The following is a 20,290-nucleotide window of genomic DNA, read 5'->3' on the forward strand; positions in this document are numbered from 1 at the left end:
AGCCGTGGACCGCGTCCAGCGTCACGGCAGGTTGTCACGCCCCGCGCGCTGACAGCGCCGCTCAGGACCGACCGCCCCTGACGCCGGGGACGGTCGGTGACCTGCCCGCTTCCGCCGGACGGTCTTCGAACCGGCCCTGGACATATGGTCGACAGGCGGGACCTCTTCGTGGACCATGCGTCCCATGCCTCTCACCGTTCGCGATCTGTTGGCCATACCCTCCCTTAGGCTCCGCCTGGTGGCGGGGAGTTCGGGACTCGGCCGGGTCGTCGAGGCAGCGCACGCCACCGAGAACATCCGTCCCGCGTCCTGGCTCGAAGGCGCCGAAGTGGTGATGACCAGCGGTCTGCTGCTGTCGGCCGACGAGAGCGACTGTGCGGCGTACGTAGAAGAGCTCAGTGCCGGTAAGGCAGCCGCCCTCATCGTGGGCGTGGGCCCGGGTCTTCRCCTGCAGAGCGTGCCGGCCGCCTTGGGCCACCATGCCGAACTGGCCGGGATGCCCGTGCTCGCGGCGCCGCCGGGCGTCGCGTTCGCCGCCGTCACCAAGGCCGTGTTCGCGGCGCGCGCGTCCGAGGAACGACGTCTGCTGGAGAAGACCCTTCGCACCCAGCGCCGCCTGTCCTCCGCAGCGGCCTCCGGCGACGGACTGACAGGACTGCTCTCGTCCTGGTTCCAGGCGGTGCACTCGGGCGTCGCCGTCTGCGATGCCTCAGGACGCCTGCTCGGCTCGGCCGGGACCGACGGACCGGAGCTCCTGACGAACGCCGCCCCGGTGATCGAGACGGTCGCTCTGCACGGCCTCCGGGGAAGCGGCGGCGTCGACCTGCCCTGCGGAAGACTGGTGGTGCAGCCACTCGGCACCACCAGGCTGCGCGGCTTCCTCATCCTGCTGAACGCGGACTCGGCGGAAGCCCGGTTGCTCATCAGCGTCCTGGTCTCCCTGCTCTCGGTCGAACTGGAGCGCCGCCACCTGGCGGACGAGCCACAACGCCGTCGCCGCGCGGCCCTTCTCGCCCGACTGTTCCAGAGCGACATCACGGCCGAACAGGCCCGGTCCCTGCTGCAGAGCGCCGACGTTCCCTCCTCCACCATCCGGGCCGTGGCCGTGCTCGCCGCCGGCGAGCCGGTGGAGCTCGCGGCGGACCTCGCTCTGGCAGTGCCGGGAGGACTGGCACGCGTGACCGGCGGCAGGGTGGAGATGGTCGTCTCGGAAGACCTGGACACGTCGGCGGTGCTCCGCCGCTTCGCGCCGGGCCGTCCGGCGGGGATCGGACCGGCGGTCGCCCCCCAGCACGCGGCCCTCTCCATGCGCCAGGCGATCGCCCTCCTCTCCTCCAGCACGGAGCTGGGGCGTCCTGTCAGCGCCTCCGAGGCCGGGTCCGTCAGGCTCCTGCTCGGTCTCGGAAGTCCCGCGACACTGGCCGCGTTCGCCGACACCGTCCTGGCACCGCTCGACGCGGCGGACCCCGGAGGGGAGCTCATCGAAACCCTACGGGTCTGGCTCGAAACGAACGGCTCCTGGGCCGAGACCTCGTCCCTGCTCGGCCTGCACCGGCACACCGTCCAGAACCGCATCGAGAAGGTGGCCAGACTGACGGGAAGGCAGCAGGACCGCGCCGAAGACCGGGTCGACCTGTGGCTGGCCCTGACGGCACGCGCGGTGGGAACACCCCTCCCCCATCAGCAGAGATACCGGAACACCATCCCCCCACAGGGATAAACAGTCCAAGCGCTCTGCGGCCGGATCGACATCCCGTCCATTTCAAGACAGTCGGCCCGGTTCTTACCGTACGCCTGCCGGCCACGCTCCCCGCGAGCGGCCACGACGCTCCGTCCTCCCGGAGAACCCGTCCGCGTCGAGGTCCCCGAGGCCGGCAACCGTACGAGCAGAGAGGACCGTCCATGGTCTCAGCACCCGCCGTCTCCGCCACGCACCGTTCCCTCCACCGGGACACGCGAACCGTGGTATCCACGCTCATCGCCGTCCTGCTTCTCGGGCTGCTCTCCGCGGTCCCGGCCCAGGCCGCCGTTCCGGACTGGCCGCTGCTGCAGAAGGGAGCGACCGGGAACGACGTCGCCAGCCTGCAGTTCCTCCTGCGCCAGCAGGGGGGAAGCATCACCGCCAACGCCGAGTACGACGCACAGACCAGAAGCGCAGTGATCTCCTACCAGCAGAGCCAGGGGCTCGCGGCCGACGGGATCGCCGGCCCGGCCACCTGGAGCAGGCTCGTGGTCCCCGTCGCCCCCGGTTCCACCCAGGCGAACGCCGTCCGCGCCCTGCAGTTCCAGCTGCGAAAGCACGGCTACGTCCTCGCCGCCGACGGTGTCTTCGGGGAGCAGACGAGCGCCGCGGTCCTGGACTACAAGACGCAGCACCAGCTCACCGGCGGCACGGCGGTGGGCATCACGACCTGGCAGCATCTGCTCGGCTCGCCCCCCGGATCCGGCCCGCTGGGAACGTACGCCTTCGTCATCCCCCGTACGGCTGTCTTCGACGGTCGCGAAAGCCTCGTGTGGCCGCACCACGACTACCCGGCCGCCGACATCGCGGTCGAGACGGGTACGCCCGCCTACGCCATCACGTCCGGCACCGCCCGCCTCAACGGCGGACCCAGCGACTCCTGCGGCCTCGGCGTGGCGATCGACGGCGACGACGGCGTCAGCTACCAGTACTGCCATCTCGACAGCCGCGACGTGGGGAACGGAGCCCGCGTGACAGCCGGTCAGCTGGTCGCCCACACGGGCAACACGGGCAACTCCACCGGCCCCCATCTCCACTTCGGGATCTTCCGGCAGGGCGTGTCCGTCTGTCCCCAGCAGCTGCTGCTCGCCCTGTACGACGGTGTCATTCCGCCGTCTCCGTGGACCCTTCCCGCGACCGGCTGCACCTCCTGACTCCGGGGGAGCCGGGCCCACCTCTCGAAGGGAGCGCCAGTGACCACGGAAACCACGCCTCACCGCCGGGCCTGCGCGGAGATCGACCTGGACGCGGTGCGCCACAACATCCGGGTGCTCCGCGCCGGCATCGCACCCCACGTCCAGCTGATGGCCGTGGTCAAAGCCGACGGCTACGGTCACGGCGCCCTGCGCTGTGCCCGGGCGGCACTCGCCGCCGGTGCCTCCTGGCTGGGCACGGCCACGCCTCACGAGGCACTCGCGCTGCGGTCCGCGGGCATCACCGACGTACCCGTACTGTGCTGGCTGTGGGCCCCGGGCGATCCGTGGGATCGCGGAATCGAGGCCGGGCTCGACATGTCGGTGAGCGCCCTGTGGGCCCTCGACGAGGTACGCGCGGCGGCTCGGGCCACGGGGAGGACCGCCCGCATCCAGCTCAAGGCGGACACGGGGCTGGGCCGCAACGGCTGTCAGCCCGCGGACTGGCCCCGGCTCGTCGGCGAGGCGCTGGACGCGCAGGGGGACGGCCTGGTCGAGGTCACCGGTATCTGGTCGCATCTGGCCTGCGCCGACGTACCCGGCCATCCCTTGAACGCCACGCAGGTGGACGTCTTCCGCTCGATGGTCGAACAGGCGGAGAGGGCAGGAGTCGAGCCCGAGGTCCGGCACATCGCCAACTCGGCAGCGACCCTGACCCTCCCCGAGGCCCACTTCGACCTGGTCCGGACGGGCGTCGCCCTGTACGGACTCTCGCCCGGCCCCGCCATCGGCACGTCCGCCCGCCTCGGCCTGCGGCCGGCGATGTCGCTGAAGGCGAGCATGGCGCTGGTGAAGCGCCTGCCGGGCGGCCACGGCGTCTCGTACGGACGACACCATGTCACCGAGGACGAGACGACCGTGGGACTGATCCCCCTCGGGTACGCGGACGGGATCCCCCGGCACGCCTCGGGCCGCGGCCCCGTTCTCGTCGGGGACGACATCCGCCAGGTGGCCGGGCAGGTAGCCATGGACCAGTTCATGGTCGACCTCGGCGGCGACGCTCCGGAGCCGGGCTCGCCCGCCGTCCTGTTCGGACCCGGAAGCCGGGGCGAACCGACGGCCCAGGACTGGGCCGAGGCGGCCGGCACCCTCGTGTACGACATCGTCACCCGGATCGGGACGCGCGTTCCCCGTGTGTACGCGAACGGCGGGGACGAACACCCCGCGCCCTGACCCTCGGACGGGGCACCCTCGACACCGCCCACGCGCGTGCCTTACCCGTCACGGCACCGAGGACGACGGACGCTGCCAAGCCGTCGCCGAGTTCGCCGAACCCCAGATCCGTCCTTCCCGCGGGGCATCCGCGCCGAAGGACCGTTCCCCCTCACCCAGGAGATCAGCATGAAGATCCGGTCCGTCATGACCGCGCTGGCACTCGTCACCGGAGCGCTGTTCGCTCCCGGATTCGGCGTTCTCACCACCACCGTCGACGCCCACGCCGTCACCAAGATCAGTCACGCTACCGCCACGTCGATGTTCAACGCCTCCGGGATCACCTGGTCGTCCTCCGGGAACTGTTCCGACCGGAACGACCCCACCTGCACGTCCTTCGAGCAGCTCAACCTCGCCACCGCCCAGGGCGCGCAGACCCTCAAGCGCGCGAGCGCCTGTGCCCTCAACATCACGGGCGGCACGGAGACGGGGCACGCGAGCGGCACGTACTCCCACTGGAACGGCTACAAGCTCGACTTCGCCAAGGCCAAGTGCCTGGCCACGTACATCCAGAACAACTTCACCTACATCGGCCTGCGCGGTGACGGGGCCCCGCAGTGGCAGTCCGGCGCCGGGAACGTCTACGCCGACGAAGGCAACCACTGGGACGTGACCTTCTACAACTGCGGCGGCTGCTGACCGCGTCCTCCGTCCGCCTGACGCGCACGCGGCAGATCGGCGGGCGAACCCGCCACCTGCCCGCTGTCGGACACCCCGTTCGCCGGCGGGCGGGCCCCGCCCGCGTGCCACGCGTTCCGGGAGCGGTCGCCGCGCCCGGAACCACCCACCTCACCCACTCCAGCAGGAGGACCGTTGACCAGAGGACCCTCACGCCGCGCCGCACTGCTCGCCGCAGTCGGCGGCGCGCTCGCACTGCCCGCCGTCCACGCCGGAACAGCCCACGCCGCGGGCCCTTCGACGAGGAGCGACACGGACCCCCTCACGACCCGCCGGCGTCGGAGCGACGCGGCAGACGGCTCGGCGGCCGGCCGGAACGCCCACGCCGAGCCGTCGAACGCAGCCGTCGGCTGCGCCATGGGCCGAGGAGGCAGGAGCTGATGGCCACGTTCGTCACCCGCGCCCAGTGGGGCGCCCTGGCGCCACTGGAGGTCAGCGGCACCATCACCCCGCAGCAGGGCGGTGTGGTCATCCACCACGTCGACGCCGTCAAGGTGGCGGAGGCCCACCACACCGACTGCGCGGCTCAGGTGCGGTCCATCCAGAACTTCCACATGGATGCGAACGGCTGGTCCGACATCGCCTACAGCCACCTGGCCTGCGTCCACGGCTCCCTCTTCGAGGGACGCGGCGAGTACGTGCGCACCGCGGCACAGGGCACGACACAGGGGAACGACGACTGGTACGCGGTCTGTGCGCTGACCGGCGGAACCGGCGGCGACTACGACGTGATCACACCGGAGCTGATCGACGCCATCCGGTACGGAATCACCCGCCTGCGCAGCTCGGGCGGGGCCGCGCCGGCCATCACGGGTCACCGCGACCACCACTCCACCACCTGCCCGGGCAACGTGTACGCGCACGTGGTCACCGGCGCGGTCAACCCCGGGGGCGGCCCCCTGCCTTATCCCGGGGTCAGCTTCCGCCAACCCCCGAGCCTCGCGCACGCGAGCGTGGCGACCTGGCAACTCCGGATGAACAGCGCGCACGGCTACTCCCTCACCGTGGACGGCCGGTACGGACCGGGCTCCGACGCGGCCTGCCGTGGTTTCCAGTCGCGCAAGGCGCTGACGGTCGACGGTGTCGTCGGGCCTGCCACCTGGAACGCCGCGTTCGCCCCGTCGTAGCCACGGCCTGCGCGCTCCACGGAACGCGTGGCTCACCCGACACGGCGCCCCCGAGACCGTCATGGCTCGGGGGCGCCGCCGTCTGCTGACGGAGCGCGATCCGACGGGGGTGCCCTGCCCGCCCTGACACCACGCCTGCAGACGGCCGACTACTCCCACAAGCACCGACGCCGCGGCGTGAACGTGCAGGTCGTCACCGATCCCGGCGGCCAGTCCCGGCGGATCTTCCGCACGTCCCGATGCAGCCCCAACCGGCGCAGGCGGGGCTCACCGTACTGGGCCCTGCTCAACGCTGCTGAAGATGGGCGGATTCTCGGTTGCGCGCCGATGACTGCACCCATCAGGTCCTTCGTGTAGTGGCCACCCTTCACGGTGCCTCAACCCTCGGTCCACCCGCTCGCCGCGGAGAGGGCCAAGGAGCTCTGTCGGGCAACAGCTTGTCGCTTGCCGAGCCGTCGGAGTCGGTGGGATTCTTCCATCGCCGTGAACATGATCGGCATGGGGGAGGAATGGTGCGATCTCTGTTTCGGATCGCTGTCGCCGCGACGGTGATGGCCACGACCGTCCTGACGGGCTGCTCGAAGGACACCGGCCGCCCGCCTGTCAGCGCGCCGTCCACGTCGGCGGCACCTTCACCGCCGGTCACCCGGGCGGAGGTCGTGGAACGGACGCGTACAGCACTCGTGAAAGCGACGGCGTTCAAGGGCGACGCGCCTGGCCCGGCGGGGCACCTGCTGATCGAGGCATGGCCGGACGGAAGCGCGGCCTATGCCTGGGAAACGGGTGACCACCGGCTCTGCCAGGCGTCGGTGGCCGGCGACATGGTCTTCTATCAGACCTGTGCAACGCATCCGTACGATCCGGCTGTCGCCAAGCGACAAGGGGTCAGCCCCCTCTTCACATCGTTCGCGCACGGCTGGGGCCGGATCTTCGCGGCCGACCATCAGCAGGTCATCGGCGCGTCCTGCAGCGGCACGTCGGTGAAGATCCTGAAGATCGGCACGCTGGCCAACGGCGCGCGCACCCTGTACGCCATGTGGTTCCCGGACTACACCAAAGGCGAGGTCCTGCTGACACTGCGACACGGCACCACCACCTCCCACAAGCCCTTCCACCTCGGCGACGCCGGCACCCAGTCGTGCACGGCAACACCCACCCGCCCTGCACACATGGGTTCCTGACCAGATGGGTCCTCACAGACCTGTTGACGGTGTGGCTGTCGGCTCGGATGCTCGCCGGTCCGTTCGTGCCCAACAGGAAAACCCTGACTGAGGAACGTCTCTGACGGACCGTGGTCGCTGATCAAACCGTTGTCACCTCTCCCCGCGCCAAAGCCGGTCGCCTGGCGGCCGCAGGTGCCTGACCGGCAGGCTCTGTCTGTTCGAATGCCGAGGCAGAGTGACACAGCCGCGATCGGCACCCGCACCACCCGGACGGCCGCACACCCAGGGCACCCCGGCCGGGCATCCGACACGGTGCGGACAAGGCGGTGCCGACCTGCCATCGGACGGCGGCTGGCACCCCCCAACCCCTCTCCTGCAGCGACCTCCAGCACGGAGCATCGCCCTCGCTTGCTTCTCCACCGGCCGCGTAGGCACCCAGCAGGCGTGGCCGAGCCGCGCGAGGACGCGGGCCGGGAATCATTGCGGCCGGGCATGGCGGTGACGATGTCCAGTGCCTGTTCGGCCCTGCGGTGGCCGAACGTGGTCAACGGGTATGTCGACGCCCCTCGTCGGCGCTCGGCGCCGGCCATCAGGAATGGGCTTCCCTAGGCGATTGCGCAGTACTTGGCGATGGTGAGCGGCTCCGGCCCATGGGCGTGAAGGACGTTGCGGTGCTCGAAGTCCGTGACGCTGCCCGGGGCGTCGTTGCATGTGTACTCGCCCACGGCAATGTTCGGTGACGTGACCAGCGGACGGAGGACCACCACGCGGACGTGGGCGGGCATAGGCGCGTTGCCTTCGTGCAGTTGAATGTCAGGCTTCCTCGGTTCGGGCTGGGGTGGCCCACTCGACGAACTGGACGATGACGCCGTTGGGGTCGGTGATCTGGAAGAGGCGTTCTCCCCAGGGTTCCTCGCGCAGCGACATGGTGATGTCGACGTCCTCGGCGCGCAGTCGGTTTTCCTCGAGTTCGATGTCGGTGGTGGTGAAGGCGAGGATCAGGCCGGAGGCGTGCTGCTCACGCTGGTCGGCCGGCAGGACTTCGTTGCCACGTGCGAGCAGGACGACGTCGACGGCGGCATCGTCGCGCGTCAGGGAGGCGAATCCGTCAGCGGCGGCCTGCTCGGTGTAGCCGAGGTGACTGGTGAAGAACCGCCTGGAGGCGGCGACGTCGTCCACGGTGAGCGAGACGGTGGATGCGGTGATGCGCAAGGTGGTGCTCCTCTGGGATGGCTCGCGACCTGTCGCCGCTGGCGATAGGGGCGCGGTCGGGGTGGTCGTCGGTGGAGGTGCGGGTGCATGGCCCACCGCCGAGGCAGGCCTTGCTGGGGATGCAGCAGACGTTGAAGGGTCAGGATCGCATGGGCGTAAAATTACAACGGACGTAAAGTTAGCCCAAGAGTGAGCGAGGTGTCAACGTATAAATGCTACGGAGGTAAGATTGCGTCATGGCTACTGACATCACCTCGCCGGCGCAGCCTGTCGGCCTGCGGGAAACGAAGAAGCAGGAGACCCGGCAGCTCATCTCGGACCACGCCACCCGCCTGTTCCTCGCCCAAGGCTTCGAGCGGACCACCATCTCCGAGATCGCGGACGCCGCTCGCGTCGCCAAGAAGACAGTGACCAACTACTTCCCTCGCAAGGAGGATCTGGCCCTGGACCATCAGGACGCCTTCGTCGACGCCTTGGCCCATCAGGTGACCACTCGTCGACCAGGCGAATCCGCCCTGGCGGCGCTGCGCCGCGGTTTCGCGGACGCCGCCGCGGCCGCCGATCCGGTGTCCGGCTTCTCCGGCGTCGACTTCGCCCGCATGGTCGCCGACAGTCCAGCCCTGTCGAGCTGCTTGCGTGGCCTGCATGACCGTCGCGAACGGGCTCTGGCCAACGCTCTCGCCGCAGCCGTCGGCAGCCCAGAGAGCGACATCACCGTTCAGACGGCCGCCGGACTGCTCAGCTCCGTCCACCGCATCCTGTTTCAGCGCATCCAGGACCTCACCCTGGCCGAGGTCCCCGCCCAGGAGATCGCCGAAACCATCACCACAGAAGGGGCCACCGCCTTCGACATGCTCGAACCAGCCCTCGCCCGCTACGCCATCGCATGAGAGGTCGTTTCGCGTGGCTTGATCAGTCGTTGTTCCGTGAATGACGGATCTGGTTGAGCGTCTGGTGCCGGATGAGTTGCGGGTGTTGTTTCGGTGCGGCCGAGGGTGGTGACACATCCGCAGGGCGGCGGCCGGCGCCGGGCCGGGGTCGTGAGGTCCTGGGAGCGATCACCGTCGTGGCGACGTCGCGCTGCACGTGGCGGCGGCTGCCGCCGGCATTCGGGCAGGCCTGGCCCACGGTCTACCGCCACTTCGCCCACCGGAGCCGGGACCGGGTCTGAGCCCAGCTCCATCGCGTGATCCTCGACGGATTCAGGGCGCGGGGTGAGCCGGACTGGTCGCGCTGCGCGATCGACTCCGTCAGTCTGCGGGCGGCAAAAGGGGAGCCCTTGACCGGACCGAATCCGACCCATCGCGGCAAGCAAGCGCGTCGCACGGACCGGCTGGTGGTTCACGGGCAACAAACAGCCCGAGTCCGTGGCGGAGCATTCCTTCCGTGTCGGGGTGATCGGCTCGGTGCTCGCAATGATGGAGGGCGTCGACCCGGCCCGAGTCGCGCTGATGTGCTTGTTCCACGACAGCCAGGAGACGCGGGTCGGGGACATCCCTCAACGACCGGAAGTGCACAAAGGCCGCCCCGAACGGCGAGGTGACCGCCGACCAGGTGGCCAACGCCCACCCAGCCGTACGTGCCGGGGTGCAGGGGCCGGTCGACGAGTACGAGGCCGACGAAACCCCGGAGGTGACCGTCGCCCGCGACGCCGACAGGCTGGAGTGCCTGGTGCAGGCGGTGGAGTACGGGGAGCAGGGCTACAGCCTCACCCAGGCAACCTCGGCAAACGCGTCATGGCGATCCTCAAGTGCTGGCGACTCTACAAAAGCTCCGCTGCAGCACCGCCCGAATGACGACGGGCCGACGTCCTCTTCGCGATGCTCCGCGACGGAACCTTCTACGAACCGCAGCCGGTCCCGATATGAGGCTGCAGGTCAGTTCGAGCAGCCCGTGATGGAGATCGGTGCGTCGTTCGTAGCGGGTGCGGAGCCGTTTGAACCGGTGCAGCCAGGCGAAGGTGCGCTCGACCACCCAGCGCACTTTGCCCAGGCCGGAGCCGTGGGCGACGCCGCGTCGGGCGATCAGGGGTTTGATGCCGCGCTTCCACAGCAGGCGGCGGCGGTACTTGTCGAAGTCGTAGCCCCGGTCGGCGTACAGGCGCCGTGGTTTGCGGCAGCAGCGGGGCCACCCGCTCCCAGAGCTCGTCAGAAACAACATCAGTTCGCACCCCCGGACACACTGTCGACCAAGATCGTCGAACACAAGGCCCGCAGCTCAACTCATTCTGAATCGATCAGTTACGCAAGGCGGCCCTGCCGCTTCCCGCTGATCTCACCGCGGCCAGGAACCAGCTACTGAAGGTCGGGCGTCCGCCGGCGCCGAGGTCACGGCGCCGGCCAGGGGCGGGCAGGCGGTTCGCGTCCAGGACTCCGCGGTCCCGCAGCTCGTGAAGGTCGGGAAGGCGAAGGCGCGTACGACGGTGCCCCCGGTCCAGGTCTCGAAGAGTCCCGGCAGACGGGGGCACCACGTGTGATGGGCGCTGGCGTTGGGGCCAGCCGGACGTATGGCCGCCCGGTCACGACGTCGGGGCTGTCATCGTTCGTTGCAGCCCGACGCGGCCGATGCGGGTCCGGTTAGAAGATCAGGTCGCCGGCGGGGAAGCCCCATCCAGCTCGGTCCGCATCCGAGGTCGGGTTGATGAACGGCTCGGTGGCATCGCCGGTTCCTGCGTAGAGGTAGAGGTCTCCGCTCGGCTTACGGGCCAACAGGTCGGGCTTGCCGTCACCGTTGACGTCTCCGGGTGCGAGGACGGTGTTGTAGATGTTCCAGCCCCAGCCGATCTTGGCCGGCCCGTTGAGCGTGCCGTCGGGCTTGCCGGTGTGGAGGAACAGCTCACCGGCGGAGTTCCGGGCGAGGACATCGGGGCTGCTGTCGCCGCCGATGTTTCCCGGAGCGAGAACCGTGTCGTAGATCTGCCACCCGGCCGCGATCTCGACCTTCGGGTGAGGGAAGCCGTCGGGCTTGGTGGGGACGCGGTAGACCTTGCCGTCGGTGAACCGGGCGATCAGGTCGGGGTTGGCGTCGCCGTCCATGTCTGGGTTCGCAACCAGAGTGTCCACCGCTCCCCAGCCCGAGCCGACCTTGCGAGGGGCGGCGAAGAACAGTTCCGTGGGGTCGCCCGGGTAGAAGTAGAGATCGCCGGCACCGTCGATCCCGTACAGGTCCTCGTCCCCGTCCTTGTCGACGTCCCCGGCCCTCACGATGCGGTTCATGATCGACCAGCCGGCACCGACCTTGCAGGGATCAGCGGCGAGGCTGCCGTCCGCGCGGCCGAAGTGCCGCCACAGGTCTCCCGATGCGTCGCGACGCAGCATGTCGGCCTTGCCGTCTGCCTCGCCGTTGCAGTGGCTGAACGTGGCTGCTCCGCGATAGGGGTAGTGGTCCGAGATCCGGCTGTCGCGGAGCTGTGGGTCAGCCACGACATTCTTGAAGCGAGCGGCGTCCACGAAGATGTAGTCGAGCTTTGCCTCGGTCCCGGCGCTCCATGAGCGGTGAGTGAACTCTCCCGACCGGCAGCTCACCGGCAGCGGGTCGGTCTTGCAGCCGGCGTCGAAGTAGTCGCTGTCCGTCTCGTCGGCTTCGATGAACCGGCCCGTTCCCCCCAGGGCGGGCCGGTAGAACGGGTCGAGGTCCGAGGACCTCGGCGACTGGGCCCTGCCCCCGCCGTTGCGGTTCACGGGGTTGAAGTCTCCGCCCAGAACCACAGGTGTGCCAGCGTTCAGCCACGGATGCGCGGCCAGGTTCTTCGCCTGACGGGCGTTGATGTCCTGCGGGATGGGGTTGCCCTGCGAGTCCTTCGCATACTGGGGAAAGAGGTGCACGGAGCAGGCTCGGGTCTTGATGAACTGGATCCTGGCCTCCACACAGGCCGCATACCACTTCTCGGGGCCGGAGTAAGTGGAGGTGTAGCCGTCGTCCGGGTTGATCGGCACCCCCGTGCCGCCGGTGATGGCGCCCTTGGCGAAGACGGCGATGCCGTAGTCGCCTGTCACGCCGCCCATCAGGCACAGCCCTGGACGCTTGTCGAGGGTGGAGACGAAGTACCCGGTGTAACCGTCTGCCGCGAGAGCTCCGGCCACGGCGTCGTACTGCTGGCGGCAGACTTCCTGGAGAAAGACCAGGTCCGCCTTCCAAGCGCGGGCCTCAGCCACCACCTTCTCGCGCCGCTCCGTCACCTCACGGGTGAGCGAACAGTCCCTGGTCTCAATGCTGTTTCCACAGATGTTGTAGCTCAGAAACCGCACCACTGGTGCCGTGCTCGGCGATGGCGAGTCCGCCGCGGCCGGCTGCACGACCCCGAGTGTGACCAGTAGTGCGAGCAGCATCGTGAATGCCCTGCGTCTCAGCATGGCAGCTTCCCTCCCCTTCGAGCCCGCCCGCGAGCCGGAGCACCGCTATCGCGCCAGGTTCGGCCACGCGTTCGAGCGGACAGTCAACAAGATCGGCAAGTCTAGTCGCAGCTCCGCGCGATGCCGGGCCGCTCTGCACGCAGCGCACCTCGGGCCCTCAGGTTCCACCGCGCCACAAACCCTCGCCCTGAGGGCGTCCCGCCTCATCCACACAATGATCCTGACGCTCCGTCCGTGTTCCCGGACTTGGGATCACTCGTCCACATACCGGCGTCGGACCACGAAGGTGCTCGAAAGGCGGGAAGGGGCGGTCCGCCCTACGTACCACGGGAACGCAGGAGCCCCTTGCAGTCCTGGCAGTGCAGACGAGTGACCGCTTGGCCTTCCCGGTGCGTGCAGGGACCTGGCGGGGCGTCACCACCCTGTGGCTTCGGCGTTTCACGCGTGTGAGAGGTGCGAGCGCAGGGCATGTTCGGTAATGCCCGGGCGGGAGCTGGCGGGCCGTCAGGGCCAAGCCGGCAGTGAACGGGGCTTGACCGAGCAGGCCCGATGCCGTGTTCTCACAACAGGGGCGACGACGGTGGGGGACCGATGGCGACAGCAGGAGACGACCGGCCCGGTGCCGAGCCCGCGGGCGGCGGTGGCAGCCAGGAGCACAGCACTCCGAAGCCACCCAACGAGGACAACCACTACATTCGGCGAGACTTCATCCACGTGCTCATCGTGATCCTCGTCATCCTCATGCTGGGCGCCGTTCTCGCGATAGCCCGCGATGGCTGCAGCGGCAACTGCGTCGGCCCCTGACACGTCGGCACAGGGCCCCGACAGCGACGCTCGGCCCAGCAGGTCGGAGGCCTGGCCCCCCGGTTTCCCCGCGCCGGGGGGAAGGTGCGTGCACGACGCCCGCCGGCACCTTGGCCGGCTACGACGTTCAGGTCCAGCTCGCCGAGCGGATCCTCCTGCTCGGGCGAGAGTCCGTGAACTCTGCGGCCCAGAGGCGCGCCGACACCGCACCTGTGCCCATCGGCCGTGCCTCCACATGCACTTCGAGGCTTCGCTCCCGATGCACGGCTCTGGACGCAGGACGACAGCACGCCAATCCCTCCCCTCCGCACCGTCCCGGCGGGTGTGGCCGTCCGAGCCAGACGATGCCCAGGACGAACAGGTTCCGGCTGAGGCGGTTGGCCACGTAGACGACGGACAGCTGCCCTACCGACGCGCCGGCGGCAAGGACGTCTTCGCCTTCTGGATCACCAGTGATCCACTGGGGCCGGCCCCATGGGGAGCGGACCGCGATGTCCAGGACGATGCGGACCATCCCACGGGCGGGATCGGGGAGGTCAGTGAGGTCTTCGCGGCCTACGGGGAAAGCCGTCCTGGCTGACCGCGCGCGCACGCCACGGCCACCGTCTCAGCGCAGGAGCCGGTCGGGACCGACGACGGACGGGGGCTCCCGGAGCCGCCCGCGCATCGGCGGCATGGCGCGGGTCGTCGTCGCAGAACACTCCCGCGAATCCTCAGCGAAGCCCCGGAGCGCAGATCCGGTCGAAGCTGAACCTGGCCGCCAGCCTGGGATGTCGCCGTCAGGACGAGCCGATCGGTCACCACGTCCTTCCCCTTGCCAACCCCGGAAGTCCTCCGCCAGACCATCCAGGAACTCGGTCAGGTCTCCGGCGCTCTCCCACACCGAGATACTCACTGACTCACGTCGCGCGTGCAGCCCATCCGCCACCGCCTCCACCGGCGAAGGCGACCTCGCGCTCCTCCATGGTCCGAGCTCGTTGTTCGTAGCCCGGAGACGCCGTCGACGTATGTCCGGCTGTTCGACTGGTCCCGGTCTCAGCGGAAAACTGCTTCACTTTCAGGAGCCGATCATGGGCCGCCCCACCGGCCGCCCGGCCGACGATCGCGTGTCGCCGTACGGGCGGCGAGTGAGCGACGGCACGGGCGGGGGGAATCGGAAGACCGCTCCCCGGCGTTCTCGCAGCATGGGTGAGACATCCCGCCACTGCGAAAACGAGCCCGGTCCGTCCGACTCGTCGACCGTCCGCGCACGCCTGGCTGCCGACCGCGCCGACACCCTCGCGCGCGCCGCGGCACTGAGCCGCGACTTCGACGAGATCGTCGCGGCCAACAGCCTCGTCGCGGTCGACGACGAGCACGACCCCGACGGCGGCAGCACCGCCTTCGAGCGGGCCCACGTGGCCGCCCTCATGGCGCAGACGCGCGACCACCTGCGCGAACTGGACCAGGCGTTGGACCGGCTCGAACAGGGACGGTACGGACGGTGCGAGGACTGCGGCACGGCGATCCCGCCGGAACGGCTGGAGGTCCGTCCGGCCGCCACCACCTGTCTCCGCTGCGCGCAGTCCGACCGGCGCCGGSSCCGGCGCACCGCCTGACGCCGGCCCGTGTGGAGGACCACCTCCGGCACCCGTCCCGCACCTGTCCGGCCCCTGTTCGGTGCGTCCGCCCAGTGTCCGGCGGCCGGGCTGACGTCGGACGCCGTCCGCCGAGCGACCCGTGAGGCCGCGTCGTCTTCAGCGGAGGCGGTGCATCTGCGCGAGCAGGCGCGCCTGCTCGCGCTTCAGCGACTCGGAGGAGGTCCGCAGGTAGTCGTCCAGCTCCCGCCACGGGAAGTTGCCTGCGACGGACACGTGCTCGTCCACCCGGACGGAGTCGAACCCGTCTTCCTGCCAGCGGGCGACGATCGGCTCGTAGCAGGGCACGTGGGCTCAGGGGCTCCGGGATCGTGTCCTCGCGCAGCAGATCGGCATGGGAGACGACCGTCTCGACCATGCGCCGGTTGAGTGGCATGAAGACCGTCGACATCCACAGCCGCCAGGTCGCGGCCTGCTCCGCGGTGACGGGCGCCAACGCGGCCCACACGTTCCCGCCCCTCGCGGCGAACTTGCGCCACGCCTGGTCCACGGCCTCCGACTGTGCATAGAGCGGGCCATAGAGCTCGCTGAGCTGGCGGTTGACCCGGTCCAGATGGTCCTTGCGGCGCGCCAGACGCAGGATCCCGACCCTCGCACCCCGCATACATCGCCGACGGGCCGAGCAGCGCACGCAGGGTGGGACCATCCCCGCGGGTTGACGGTGAGGATGTGCTGGACGGCAGCCCGGTCAGGACGCTGGAGGACTTCTGGCGGCGCCGGCGAGAGCATCGGCTGCGGCGGCTACTTCGGCCGGAACCTCGACGCCTTCGCTGGCTGTCTCCGCGGCGGTTTCGGAACACCGGACGACGGCAACTTTGTGATCGAGTGGCGTGATCACGAAGCCTCTCGCCAGCATCTCGGGCGTCCCGAGACCGCCCGGCAGCTCGACATGTGGCCGGCCCGCTGTCATCCGACGAACACGGAACGCATGGTCGCCAGGTCTGCGGAAGCCCGCGCCGGCCGTGGCCCGAGTGTCACCAGCCGCAAACGAGCAGTCTGGGCTTCGTGACCGGGGCCTTCCTCGGCCGGCGGGGCGCGGTCTCGGACTTGTCGAGGTGCCCGACACCGTCGATCGGGGCACGCCGAACAGGTCGGCGATCTGTTGGATGCTCTTCTCGCGGGCGTCGTGGAGCTGCTGGGCGGGTGCGACCTGGTCCTTGGTGAGCTCGGGCGAGCGTCCGCCGACGCGGCTGCGGGTTCGCGCGGAGGCTGGCCAGTCGTTGGTGTTCGCGACGAGGTGCGGATGTCCTCGTCGCGACGTTGTCGACGCCGCTGTCCGCAGGCAGATCAGCCCTTCGCTTCGCGGACGTCCTTTCCTTGCTCGGCGAATTCCTTGAAGTCCTGCATGTGCTGTTGCGACTGCTTGCGGAAGGTGCCGGGCATCAGGAGCCCTACCAGCCGCATCAGCAAGCCGCTGAACCGGTACTCGTTCTCGCTCACCCAGAGCGTCGTCTCCGGACCGGCCTCGGTCAGCCGGTCGCGCACGGCGCTCCACATGCCCTCGCCGACAATCTCGCGGTCGAAGTGAACGACGCTTCCTTTCGGGATGCCGTGCAGGTCTGCCGGTTCCCGGCGGGTGATCGTCTCGGTGCCCTCGAACTTCTGCTGCCCCATCTGCATCACGACCCGCGACTTGGTACCGACCTGCCCGTGCACCCCGCTCAGCGGCTCGTGCAGCACCAGGCCCCGCAGCCACTTCGGCAGGTGTGCCGGGTCGGCGAGCAGCTGGGCCACCCTCTCCCGCGGAAGGGCGATCTTGATCGAGACGGTGTACTTCACGGCGGAGCCCTCCAGGTTCCTGAGTGAACGGGCAACTCCACCAGAGTGTCGGTGATCTCCTGCTCCCTCTCGTGCAGGAGCGCGGGGGGCGGGATCAGGTTCGGTGAGGCGAGCCGGTAGTACGCCTGTCGAAGGGGGCGGCCACCGACCTCGTCGTAGCCGGTGACGGTGCCGGCGACGCGGTCCACGATGTGAGGCCACGGGAGTCCGGGCACATCGCTACCTGTACCCGTCGAGTCAACGATCCGGTGCCTCCCTCGCTCGGACACTGGCTCACCCTCTGTGGTGCGGACACTCCAAGGGGCGGCCGCATCTGGACGTGGGTGCCGGCGGAAGAAGCCAGTGGCTCCATCAGGGAGGGCCGGCGGGCTGCTCGTCGGCACGCCGTGACACACTCCTGCCTTGATCGCGGGAGGTGGATGACCCCTGCGAGCTGGGAGGGGGTAATGATGGGCAGGATGAAGAGGGCCGCCGTGGCGGTGGCGGTCATCGCGCTCGGAGCCACGAGCTGCGAAACGAGTGACACCGGCAGCGGCGCAGCCGCCGCTCCGGCGTCGGCTGCCCGGTCGGCGTCGCCGCGGCCCGCGGGCACCGGGCCGCTCACGAAGGACGTCGTGCGCGCCGACCTCGATACCTCAGCCGCCGACGCGGGCGTTCCGGAGAACGCACCGGACTACGCCAGGACGTTCGAGGACGCTCCGGCCGGGTCGCCGCCCTCGTGTGCCGTCGCGTTCAGGGCCATCGGAGACGAGGCGGCTCCGCTGGACTTCGCCCGTTTCAAAGCGGTGGTGGGCGCGCTCCGTGCACGCGAATGGCAGCAGTCCGGAGGCTTGAGGGAGCACGAAACCCTGGACGGTGTGATCGGCGACGCCCTCGCGGTCCTCAAGCAGCGCGGCTGGACCATCGACGCAAAGTACGAAGCCGCCAAGGAGGAAAGCATGATCACGCTGACGGCATACGACCAGGCCTGTATGAAGGAGTACCTGCCAGGTTCTGGGTGATCCGTCCGTTGGTGCAGMCGCGGGTGAAGGCGTCGGGCCAGGCCATGTCGCGCAGCCATTGCTGAACATCACCGGCCGGCCCGTAGGCGTGCCCATGGCCGCCCGGTCGATGCGCTCCAAGCCGTCGATCATGCCCGGTACTCTGCCGGGCAGCACTGACACCCGCGACTGCACTCACCACGACGCCTGGGAGACGTTCCCGGTGACTTCCTCGGCGTGGCGCAGGACCGCCAGACGGTGCTGCGCCTGACGGTCCTGCTGTTGTTGCGGCGATGGGGCATGAGGTTCTCCGTCGTGTCGGGAACCTCGGGCATCGACAACGTCCGGCGGTGTTACGTCCGGGCCCGGCGCTTCGACGGTGACGAAGGCGGCGAGCGGTCTGCCCAGCTCCTGGACATACACCCATGGCGTGATCCGGGTCGATGCGGCAGTGAAGTGGCACCGCATTCCGTGATGTTCACGATGGGCGCCGCCGGAGAGGCCGTCGATTCGTCGTACTGATGGTCACCACGGGCCTCCTGGCGTTCTTCACCTGGGGCCTGACGGACGGGCCGGGGAAGGGGAGCTGGCCTTCGCGCCAGACGCGTCCCTCCTGCTTCCGTCGGCGGACCAGCCGGGCAGGCGTTGGTGGGGCGTGGCGTCGTGGCACCGGTCGATCAGCCGAAGGCCTTGACCGCCTGGTAATAGGTCCACGCCGTGCTGTTGCACGTCGTCTTCGTGGCCCCGCTGTAGTTGAGGCACACACGCTTGAGGTCCTCGTACAGGGCGCTGTCCAGACGGGATTTGTTGGCGTCGAAGGTGCCGGCGGCCTTGTAGTTGCGGTAGGCGAAGTCGTGTCGGGCGCACGACGTCGAGAAGGGGAAGCCGAGGGGGTTGTCCGGTGAGGTGGAGCAGTAGTCGGTCGACCAGTCGAAGGCGTAGGCGGACCAGGCGCCCTGATTGGCTCGGGCGGCGACCCAGAGGTTGTAGCTCGACGCGCTGGTCTGCGTCCAACTGGAGAGCACCTGGGGCTTGTCGGCAGGGGCAGCCGTGGCGACGGTGGCGGTGGCGACGGTGGTGACCAGGGCAATAGCCGAGGCGGACAGGCCGAGGGTAAGTCTTTGGTGCATCCCACACCTCCAGGAGACTGCGGCCCACCGACGGGCCGCAGGTACATGACAAGATGATTGACGAGGCAACAGCGTTTGTATAGACCTTGGCGCTTGGAGCTCGCGGGGAGATGTCGGCGGGACCGGCCCGCCGGAGCGGACGGATCGGGCGGAGCGGACAGGGCGCGTCATGTCCTTGCCCCGCTGGATCTTCACGCAGGGGCCGCGATGCTTGAGACTTCGAGTACCTCCCCCGACGGCACAGGGCCGCGCAGGCTCCGGAAAATACCCGGACCCCGCCCGGGCACTTCATGGGAAGGTTCGTCTCGGTCTACAGAGGGACGGCACGCATGGGGCTCGATTACAGCTACGAGATCATCACGCCTGCGCGGAACGTCGCCGGCGCCCTGGTCGAGCTCGCGAAGCTGGCGCCGGAAGACCGCCGGGTACCCCCGCTGACGGTCACCTTGCCCGGCGGCGACCAGGTCGTCGTCCCCTTCACGTCTCACTTCGAGAGCGAACCGGTCGACTGCTCGTCAGGCAGTGGCTTCCAGCTCGACACCTCGATCACGTTCAGCGGCGACGACGCGGTACGCGCGTACTGCGAGGACTCCCGTACGGAGTGCGATGAGTTCGGACGCGTCGCCCTCGGCTACATCTACCTCACGGTGACGCTCGCACCCGAGCGGCACCCGGATTTCGCGTCGCTGGAGTTCACCGCGGCCACCTCGCGGATGAGCAGGCTGTTCGAGCGGTCCGCAAGCGTCAGGGCGACGTTCACAGACCCCACCGTCGCGAGCGGCGGAGTGGCCTGCCTGCTCGACACCGAGAGCGACACGGTCCAGGTGTGCTGGCTCAACGGCCGCCCGAGCCAGGAGATCGTTCCCGCGCCCTACTTGCCGGGCTACGGCGACTTCGTGGCCAGATGGCGCAGCTGAGACCTCCTGCCACGCGCTCACTCCGCACGCGCAACCGCTCCCGGGGCTGTCCCGCGAGCCGTCCTCGTCGCCCTGAACCGAAGACCCCGCCGAACACCGACTGCGTGCCGGGAGCCGACCCGAGCCGTTCACCCTCGTCCCCTGATCCCACCCGGCGCACCGAACCGAGCTCGGTCCAGTTCCTGTCGCAGGACATCGACCCCCACCAGCTCGTCGAGAGGCTTGCCTCACGTCACGGCCCACCACGCACACTGGTCATGGACGGCGCCCCGAAGCGGACCACCCCTTCACGATGGCCCGCTCGACGGCGGGCCCGCGCCGCGCGGGGCCGGTGGTGTGGTGGGTGCGCGGGGCCGCCGTCGAGC

At 69.5% G+C, this 20,290-nt stretch carries 21 protein-coding genes and 3 pseudogenes; 16 read left to right on the plus strand and 8 right to left on the minus strand.

What is annotated here, in order from left to right:
* The first annotated feature begins 184 nt into the window (after nucleotides 1-184).
* The 6 genes from EAO71_RS32710 (at nucleotide 185) to EAO71_RS32740 (ending at nucleotide 7,132) form a co-directional block, all read left to right on the plus strand.
* A complete protein-coding gene (locus EAO71_RS32710; RefSeq protein ID WP_147981457.1) occupies nucleotides 185-1,720 on the plus strand; it encodes a PucR family transcriptional regulator in 1,536 nt (511 codons plus the stop codon).
* Between the two features lie 182 nt (nucleotides 1,721-1,902).
* Nucleotides 1,903-2,895 (plus strand): peptidoglycan-binding protein, encoded by a 993-nt coding sequence (locus tag EAO71_RS32715; RefSeq protein WP_147981458.1) that lies wholly within the window; start codon nucleotides 1,903-1,905, stop codon nucleotides 2,893-2,895.
* A 39-nt stretch (nucleotides 2,896-2,934) separates the two neighbouring features.
* Complete coding sequence (gene alr, locus EAO71_RS32720; RefSeq protein WP_147981459.1) at nucleotides 2,935-4,107, plus strand: alanine racemase; 1,173 nt, start codon at nucleotides 2,935-2,937, stop codon at nucleotides 4,105-4,107.
* Between the two features lie 168 nt (nucleotides 4,108-4,275).
* Nucleotides 4,276-4,785, plus strand: coding sequence for a hypothetical protein (locus EAO71_RS32725; RefSeq protein ID WP_147981460.1), 510 nt, complete (start codon nucleotides 4,276-4,278; stop codon nucleotides 4,783-4,785).
* 419 nt (nucleotides 4,786-5,204) lie between these two features.
* Nucleotides 5,205-5,951 carry a peptidoglycan recognition protein family protein gene (locus EAO71_RS32730; protein WP_147981461.1) on the plus strand — a complete coding sequence of 249 codons (747 nt, stop codon included), beginning with the start codon at nucleotides 5,205-5,207 and terminating at the stop codon, nucleotides 5,949-5,951.
* A gap of 509 nt (nucleotides 5,952-6,460) precedes the next feature.
* Nucleotides 6,461-7,132: a hypothetical protein gene (locus EAO71_RS32740; protein ID WP_147981463.1), complete on the plus strand. Its 672-nt coding sequence runs from the start codon at nucleotides 6,461-6,463 to the stop codon at nucleotides 7,130-7,132.
* A 795-nt stretch (nucleotides 7,133-7,927) separates the two neighbouring features.
* On the opposite strand, the gene EAO71_RS32750 is transcribed toward EAO71_RS32740, so the two are convergent.
* Nucleotides 7,928-8,326 (minus strand): VOC family protein, encoded by a 399-nt coding sequence (locus tag EAO71_RS32750; protein ID WP_147981464.1) that lies wholly within the window; start codon nucleotides 8,324-8,326, stop codon nucleotides 7,928-7,930.
* A gap of 236 nt (nucleotides 8,327-8,562) precedes the next feature.
* Here EAO71_RS32750 and EAO71_RS32755 point away from each other — a divergent pair, with 236 nt between their 5' ends.
* The 3 genes and pseudogenes from EAO71_RS32755 to EAO71_RS32770 form a co-directional block, all read left to right on the plus strand.
* On the plus strand, nucleotides 8,563-9,216 hold the full coding sequence (locus EAO71_RS32755) for a TetR/AcrR family transcriptional regulator (protein WP_147981465.1): 654 nt from the start codon (nucleotides 8,563-8,565) through the stop codon (nucleotides 9,214-9,216).
* 71 nt (nucleotides 9,217-9,287) lie between these two features.
* Nucleotides 9,288-9,497: a transposase gene (locus EAO71_RS40190; RefSeq protein WP_410094221.1), complete on the plus strand. Its 210-nt coding sequence runs from the start codon at nucleotides 9,288-9,290 to the stop codon at nucleotides 9,495-9,497.
* Nucleotides 9,498-9,618: 121 nt separating this feature from the next.
* A pseudogene (locus EAO71_RS32770) lies at nucleotides 9,619-10,042 on the plus strand (HD domain-containing protein); the annotation flags it as partial.
* Nucleotides 10,043-10,189: 147 nt separating this feature from the next.
* Here the strand turns inward: EAO71_RS32770 and EAO71_RS32775 are convergent.
* Together EAO71_RS32775 and EAO71_RS32780 are read right to left on the minus strand one after the other, a co-directional pair.
* A pseudogene (locus tag EAO71_RS32775) lies at nucleotides 10,190-10,450 on the minus strand (transposase); the annotation flags it as partial.
* Between the two features lie 452 nt (nucleotides 10,451-10,902).
* Nucleotides 10,903-12,678 (minus strand): endonuclease/exonuclease/phosphatase family protein, encoded by a 1,776-nt coding sequence (locus EAO71_RS32780; RefSeq protein ID WP_147981467.1) that lies wholly within the window; start codon nucleotides 12,676-12,678, stop codon nucleotides 10,903-10,905.
* 591 nt (nucleotides 12,679-13,269) lie between these two features.
* Here EAO71_RS32780 and EAO71_RS32785 point away from each other — a divergent pair.
* Entirely contained in the window at nucleotides 13,270-13,482 is a 213-nt protein-coding gene (locus EAO71_RS32785; protein WP_147981468.1) for a hypothetical protein, read from the plus strand.
* Between the two features lie 607 nt (nucleotides 13,483-14,089).
* Here the strand turns inward: EAO71_RS32785 and EAO71_RS40195 are convergent.
* Entirely contained in the window at nucleotides 14,090-14,419 is a 330-nt protein-coding gene (locus EAO71_RS40195) for a DUF6228 family protein (protein WP_222723607.1), read from the minus strand.
* A gap of 247 nt (nucleotides 14,420-14,666) precedes the next feature.
* Between EAO71_RS40195 and EAO71_RS32795 the strand changes: the two genes are divergently transcribed.
* Nucleotides 14,667-15,080, plus strand: a complete 414-nt coding sequence (locus EAO71_RS32795; RefSeq protein WP_147981469.1) for a TraR/DksA family transcriptional regulator — start codon at nucleotides 14,667-14,669, stop codon at nucleotides 15,078-15,080.
* Nucleotides 15,081-15,218: 138 nt separating this feature from the next.
* Here EAO71_RS32795 and EAO71_RS32800 read toward each other — a convergent pair whose 3' ends face one another.
* The gene (locus EAO71_RS32800) at nucleotides 15,219-15,407 is read right to left on the minus strand and encodes a hypothetical protein (protein ID WP_147981470.1); all 189 of its coding nucleotides are present in this window, start codon (nucleotides 15,405-15,407) and stop codon (nucleotides 15,219-15,221) included.
* A 68-nt stretch (nucleotides 15,408-15,475) separates the two neighbouring features.
* Here EAO71_RS32800 and EAO71_RS37990 point away from each other — a divergent pair, with 68 nt between their 5' ends.
* Together EAO71_RS37990 and EAO71_RS32805 are read left to right on the plus strand one after the other, a co-directional pair.
* Nucleotides 15,476-15,628 (plus strand): hypothetical protein, encoded by a 153-nt coding sequence (locus tag EAO71_RS37990; RefSeq protein WP_187282921.1) that lies wholly within the window; start codon nucleotides 15,476-15,478, stop codon nucleotides 15,626-15,628.
* Between the two features lie 160 nt (nucleotides 15,629-15,788).
* Nucleotides 15,789-16,128, plus strand: a pseudogene (locus tag EAO71_RS32805) (barstar family protein).
* A 278-nt stretch (nucleotides 16,129-16,406) separates the two neighbouring features.
* Here the strand turns inward: EAO71_RS32805 and EAO71_RS32815 are convergent.
* Together EAO71_RS32815 and EAO71_RS37995 are read right to left on the minus strand one after the other, a co-directional pair.
* Nucleotides 16,407-16,898, minus strand: coding sequence for an SRPBCC family protein (locus EAO71_RS32815; protein WP_147981474.1), 492 nt, complete (start codon nucleotides 16,896-16,898; stop codon nucleotides 16,407-16,409).
* Complete coding sequence (locus EAO71_RS37995) at nucleotides 16,895-17,086, minus strand: hypothetical protein (RefSeq protein WP_187282922.1); 192 nt, start codon at nucleotides 17,084-17,086, stop codon at nucleotides 16,895-16,897. Before EAO71_RS37995 ends, EAO71_RS32815 begins: the two co-directional genes overlap by 4 nt.
* A gap of 270 nt (nucleotides 17,087-17,356) precedes the next feature.
* On the opposite strand from EAO71_RS37995, the gene EAO71_RS32820 reads away from it, so the two are divergent.
* Nucleotides 17,357-17,899, plus strand: a complete 543-nt coding sequence (locus EAO71_RS32820; RefSeq protein WP_261992460.1) for a hypothetical protein — start codon at nucleotides 17,357-17,359, stop codon at nucleotides 17,897-17,899.
* Nucleotides 17,900-18,115: 216 nt separating this feature from the next.
* Complete coding sequence (locus EAO71_RS32825; RefSeq protein ID WP_147981471.1) at nucleotides 18,116-18,400, plus strand: hypothetical protein; 285 nt, start codon at nucleotides 18,116-18,118, stop codon at nucleotides 18,398-18,400.
* A gap of 155 nt (nucleotides 18,401-18,555) precedes the next feature.
* On the opposite strand, the gene EAO71_RS32830 is transcribed toward EAO71_RS32825, so the two are convergent.
* Nucleotides 18,556-19,008, minus strand: a complete 453-nt coding sequence (locus EAO71_RS32830; protein ID WP_147981472.1) for a phospholipase — start codon at nucleotides 19,006-19,008, stop codon at nucleotides 18,556-18,558.
* A 329-nt stretch (nucleotides 19,009-19,337) separates the two neighbouring features.
* On the opposite strand from EAO71_RS32830, the gene EAO71_RS32835 reads away from it, so the two are divergent.
* Nucleotides 19,338-19,925: a hypothetical protein gene (locus EAO71_RS32835; RefSeq protein ID WP_147981473.1), complete on the plus strand. Its 588-nt coding sequence runs from the start codon at nucleotides 19,338-19,340 to the stop codon at nucleotides 19,923-19,925.
* The last annotated feature ends 365 nt before the right edge of the window (nucleotides 19,926-20,290 follow it).

The sequence above is a fragment of the Streptomyces sp. MS191 genome (genome assembly GCF_008042125.1).
Taxonomy (GTDB): Bacteria; Actinomycetota; Actinomycetes; order Streptomycetales; family Streptomycetaceae; genus Streptomyces.

What these genes read in the sequence shown, in the direction of transcription:
- EAO71_RS32715 (WP_147981458.1), top strand. Translation starts at nt 1,903, where the DNA reads ATGGTCTCAGCACCCGCCGTCTCCGCCACGCACCGTTCCCTCCACCGG.
- EAO71_RS32725 (WP_147981460.1), top strand. Translation starts at nt 4,276, where the DNA reads ATGAAGATCCGGTCCGTCATGACCGCGCTGGCACTCGTCACCGGAGCG.
- EAO71_RS32730 (WP_147981461.1), top strand. Translation starts at nt 5,205, where the DNA reads ATGGCCACGTTCGTCACCCGCGCCCAGTGGGGCGCCCTGGCGCCACTG.
- EAO71_RS32740 (WP_147981463.1), top strand. Translation starts at nt 6,461, where the DNA reads ATGGTGCGATCTCTGTTTCGGATCGCTGTCGCCGCGACGGTGATGGCC.
- EAO71_RS32755 (WP_147981465.1), top strand. Translation starts at nt 8,563, where the DNA reads ATGGCTACTGACATCACCTCGCCGGCGCAGCCTGTCGGCCTGCGGGAA.
- EAO71_RS40190 (WP_410094221.1), top strand. Translation starts at nt 9,288, where the DNA reads ATGAGTTGCGGGTGTTGTTTCGGTGCGGCCGAGGGTGGTGACACATCC.
- EAO71_RS32780 (WP_147981467.1), bottom strand. Translation starts at nt 12,678, where the DNA reads ATGCTGAGACGCAGGGCATTCACGATGCTGCTCGCACTACTGGTCACA.
- EAO71_RS32785 (WP_147981468.1), top strand. Translation starts at nt 13,270, where the DNA reads ATGGCGACAGCAGGAGACGACCGGCCCGGTGCCGAGCCCGCGGGCGGC.
- EAO71_RS37990 (WP_187282921.1), top strand. Translation starts at nt 15,476, where the DNA reads ATGCGCCGGTTGAGTGGCATGAAGACCGTCGACATCCACAGCCGCCAG.
- EAO71_RS32820 (WP_261992460.1), top strand. Translation starts at nt 17,357, where the DNA reads ATGAAGAGGGCCGCCGTGGCGGTGGCGGTCATCGCGCTCGGAGCCACG.
- EAO71_RS32830 (WP_147981472.1), bottom strand. Translation starts at nt 19,008, where the DNA reads ATGCACCAAAGACTTACCCTCGGCCTGTCCGCCTCGGCTATTGCCCTG.
- EAO71_RS32835 (WP_147981473.1), top strand. Translation starts at nt 19,338, where the DNA reads ATGGGGCTCGATTACAGCTACGAGATCATCACGCCTGCGCGGAACGTC.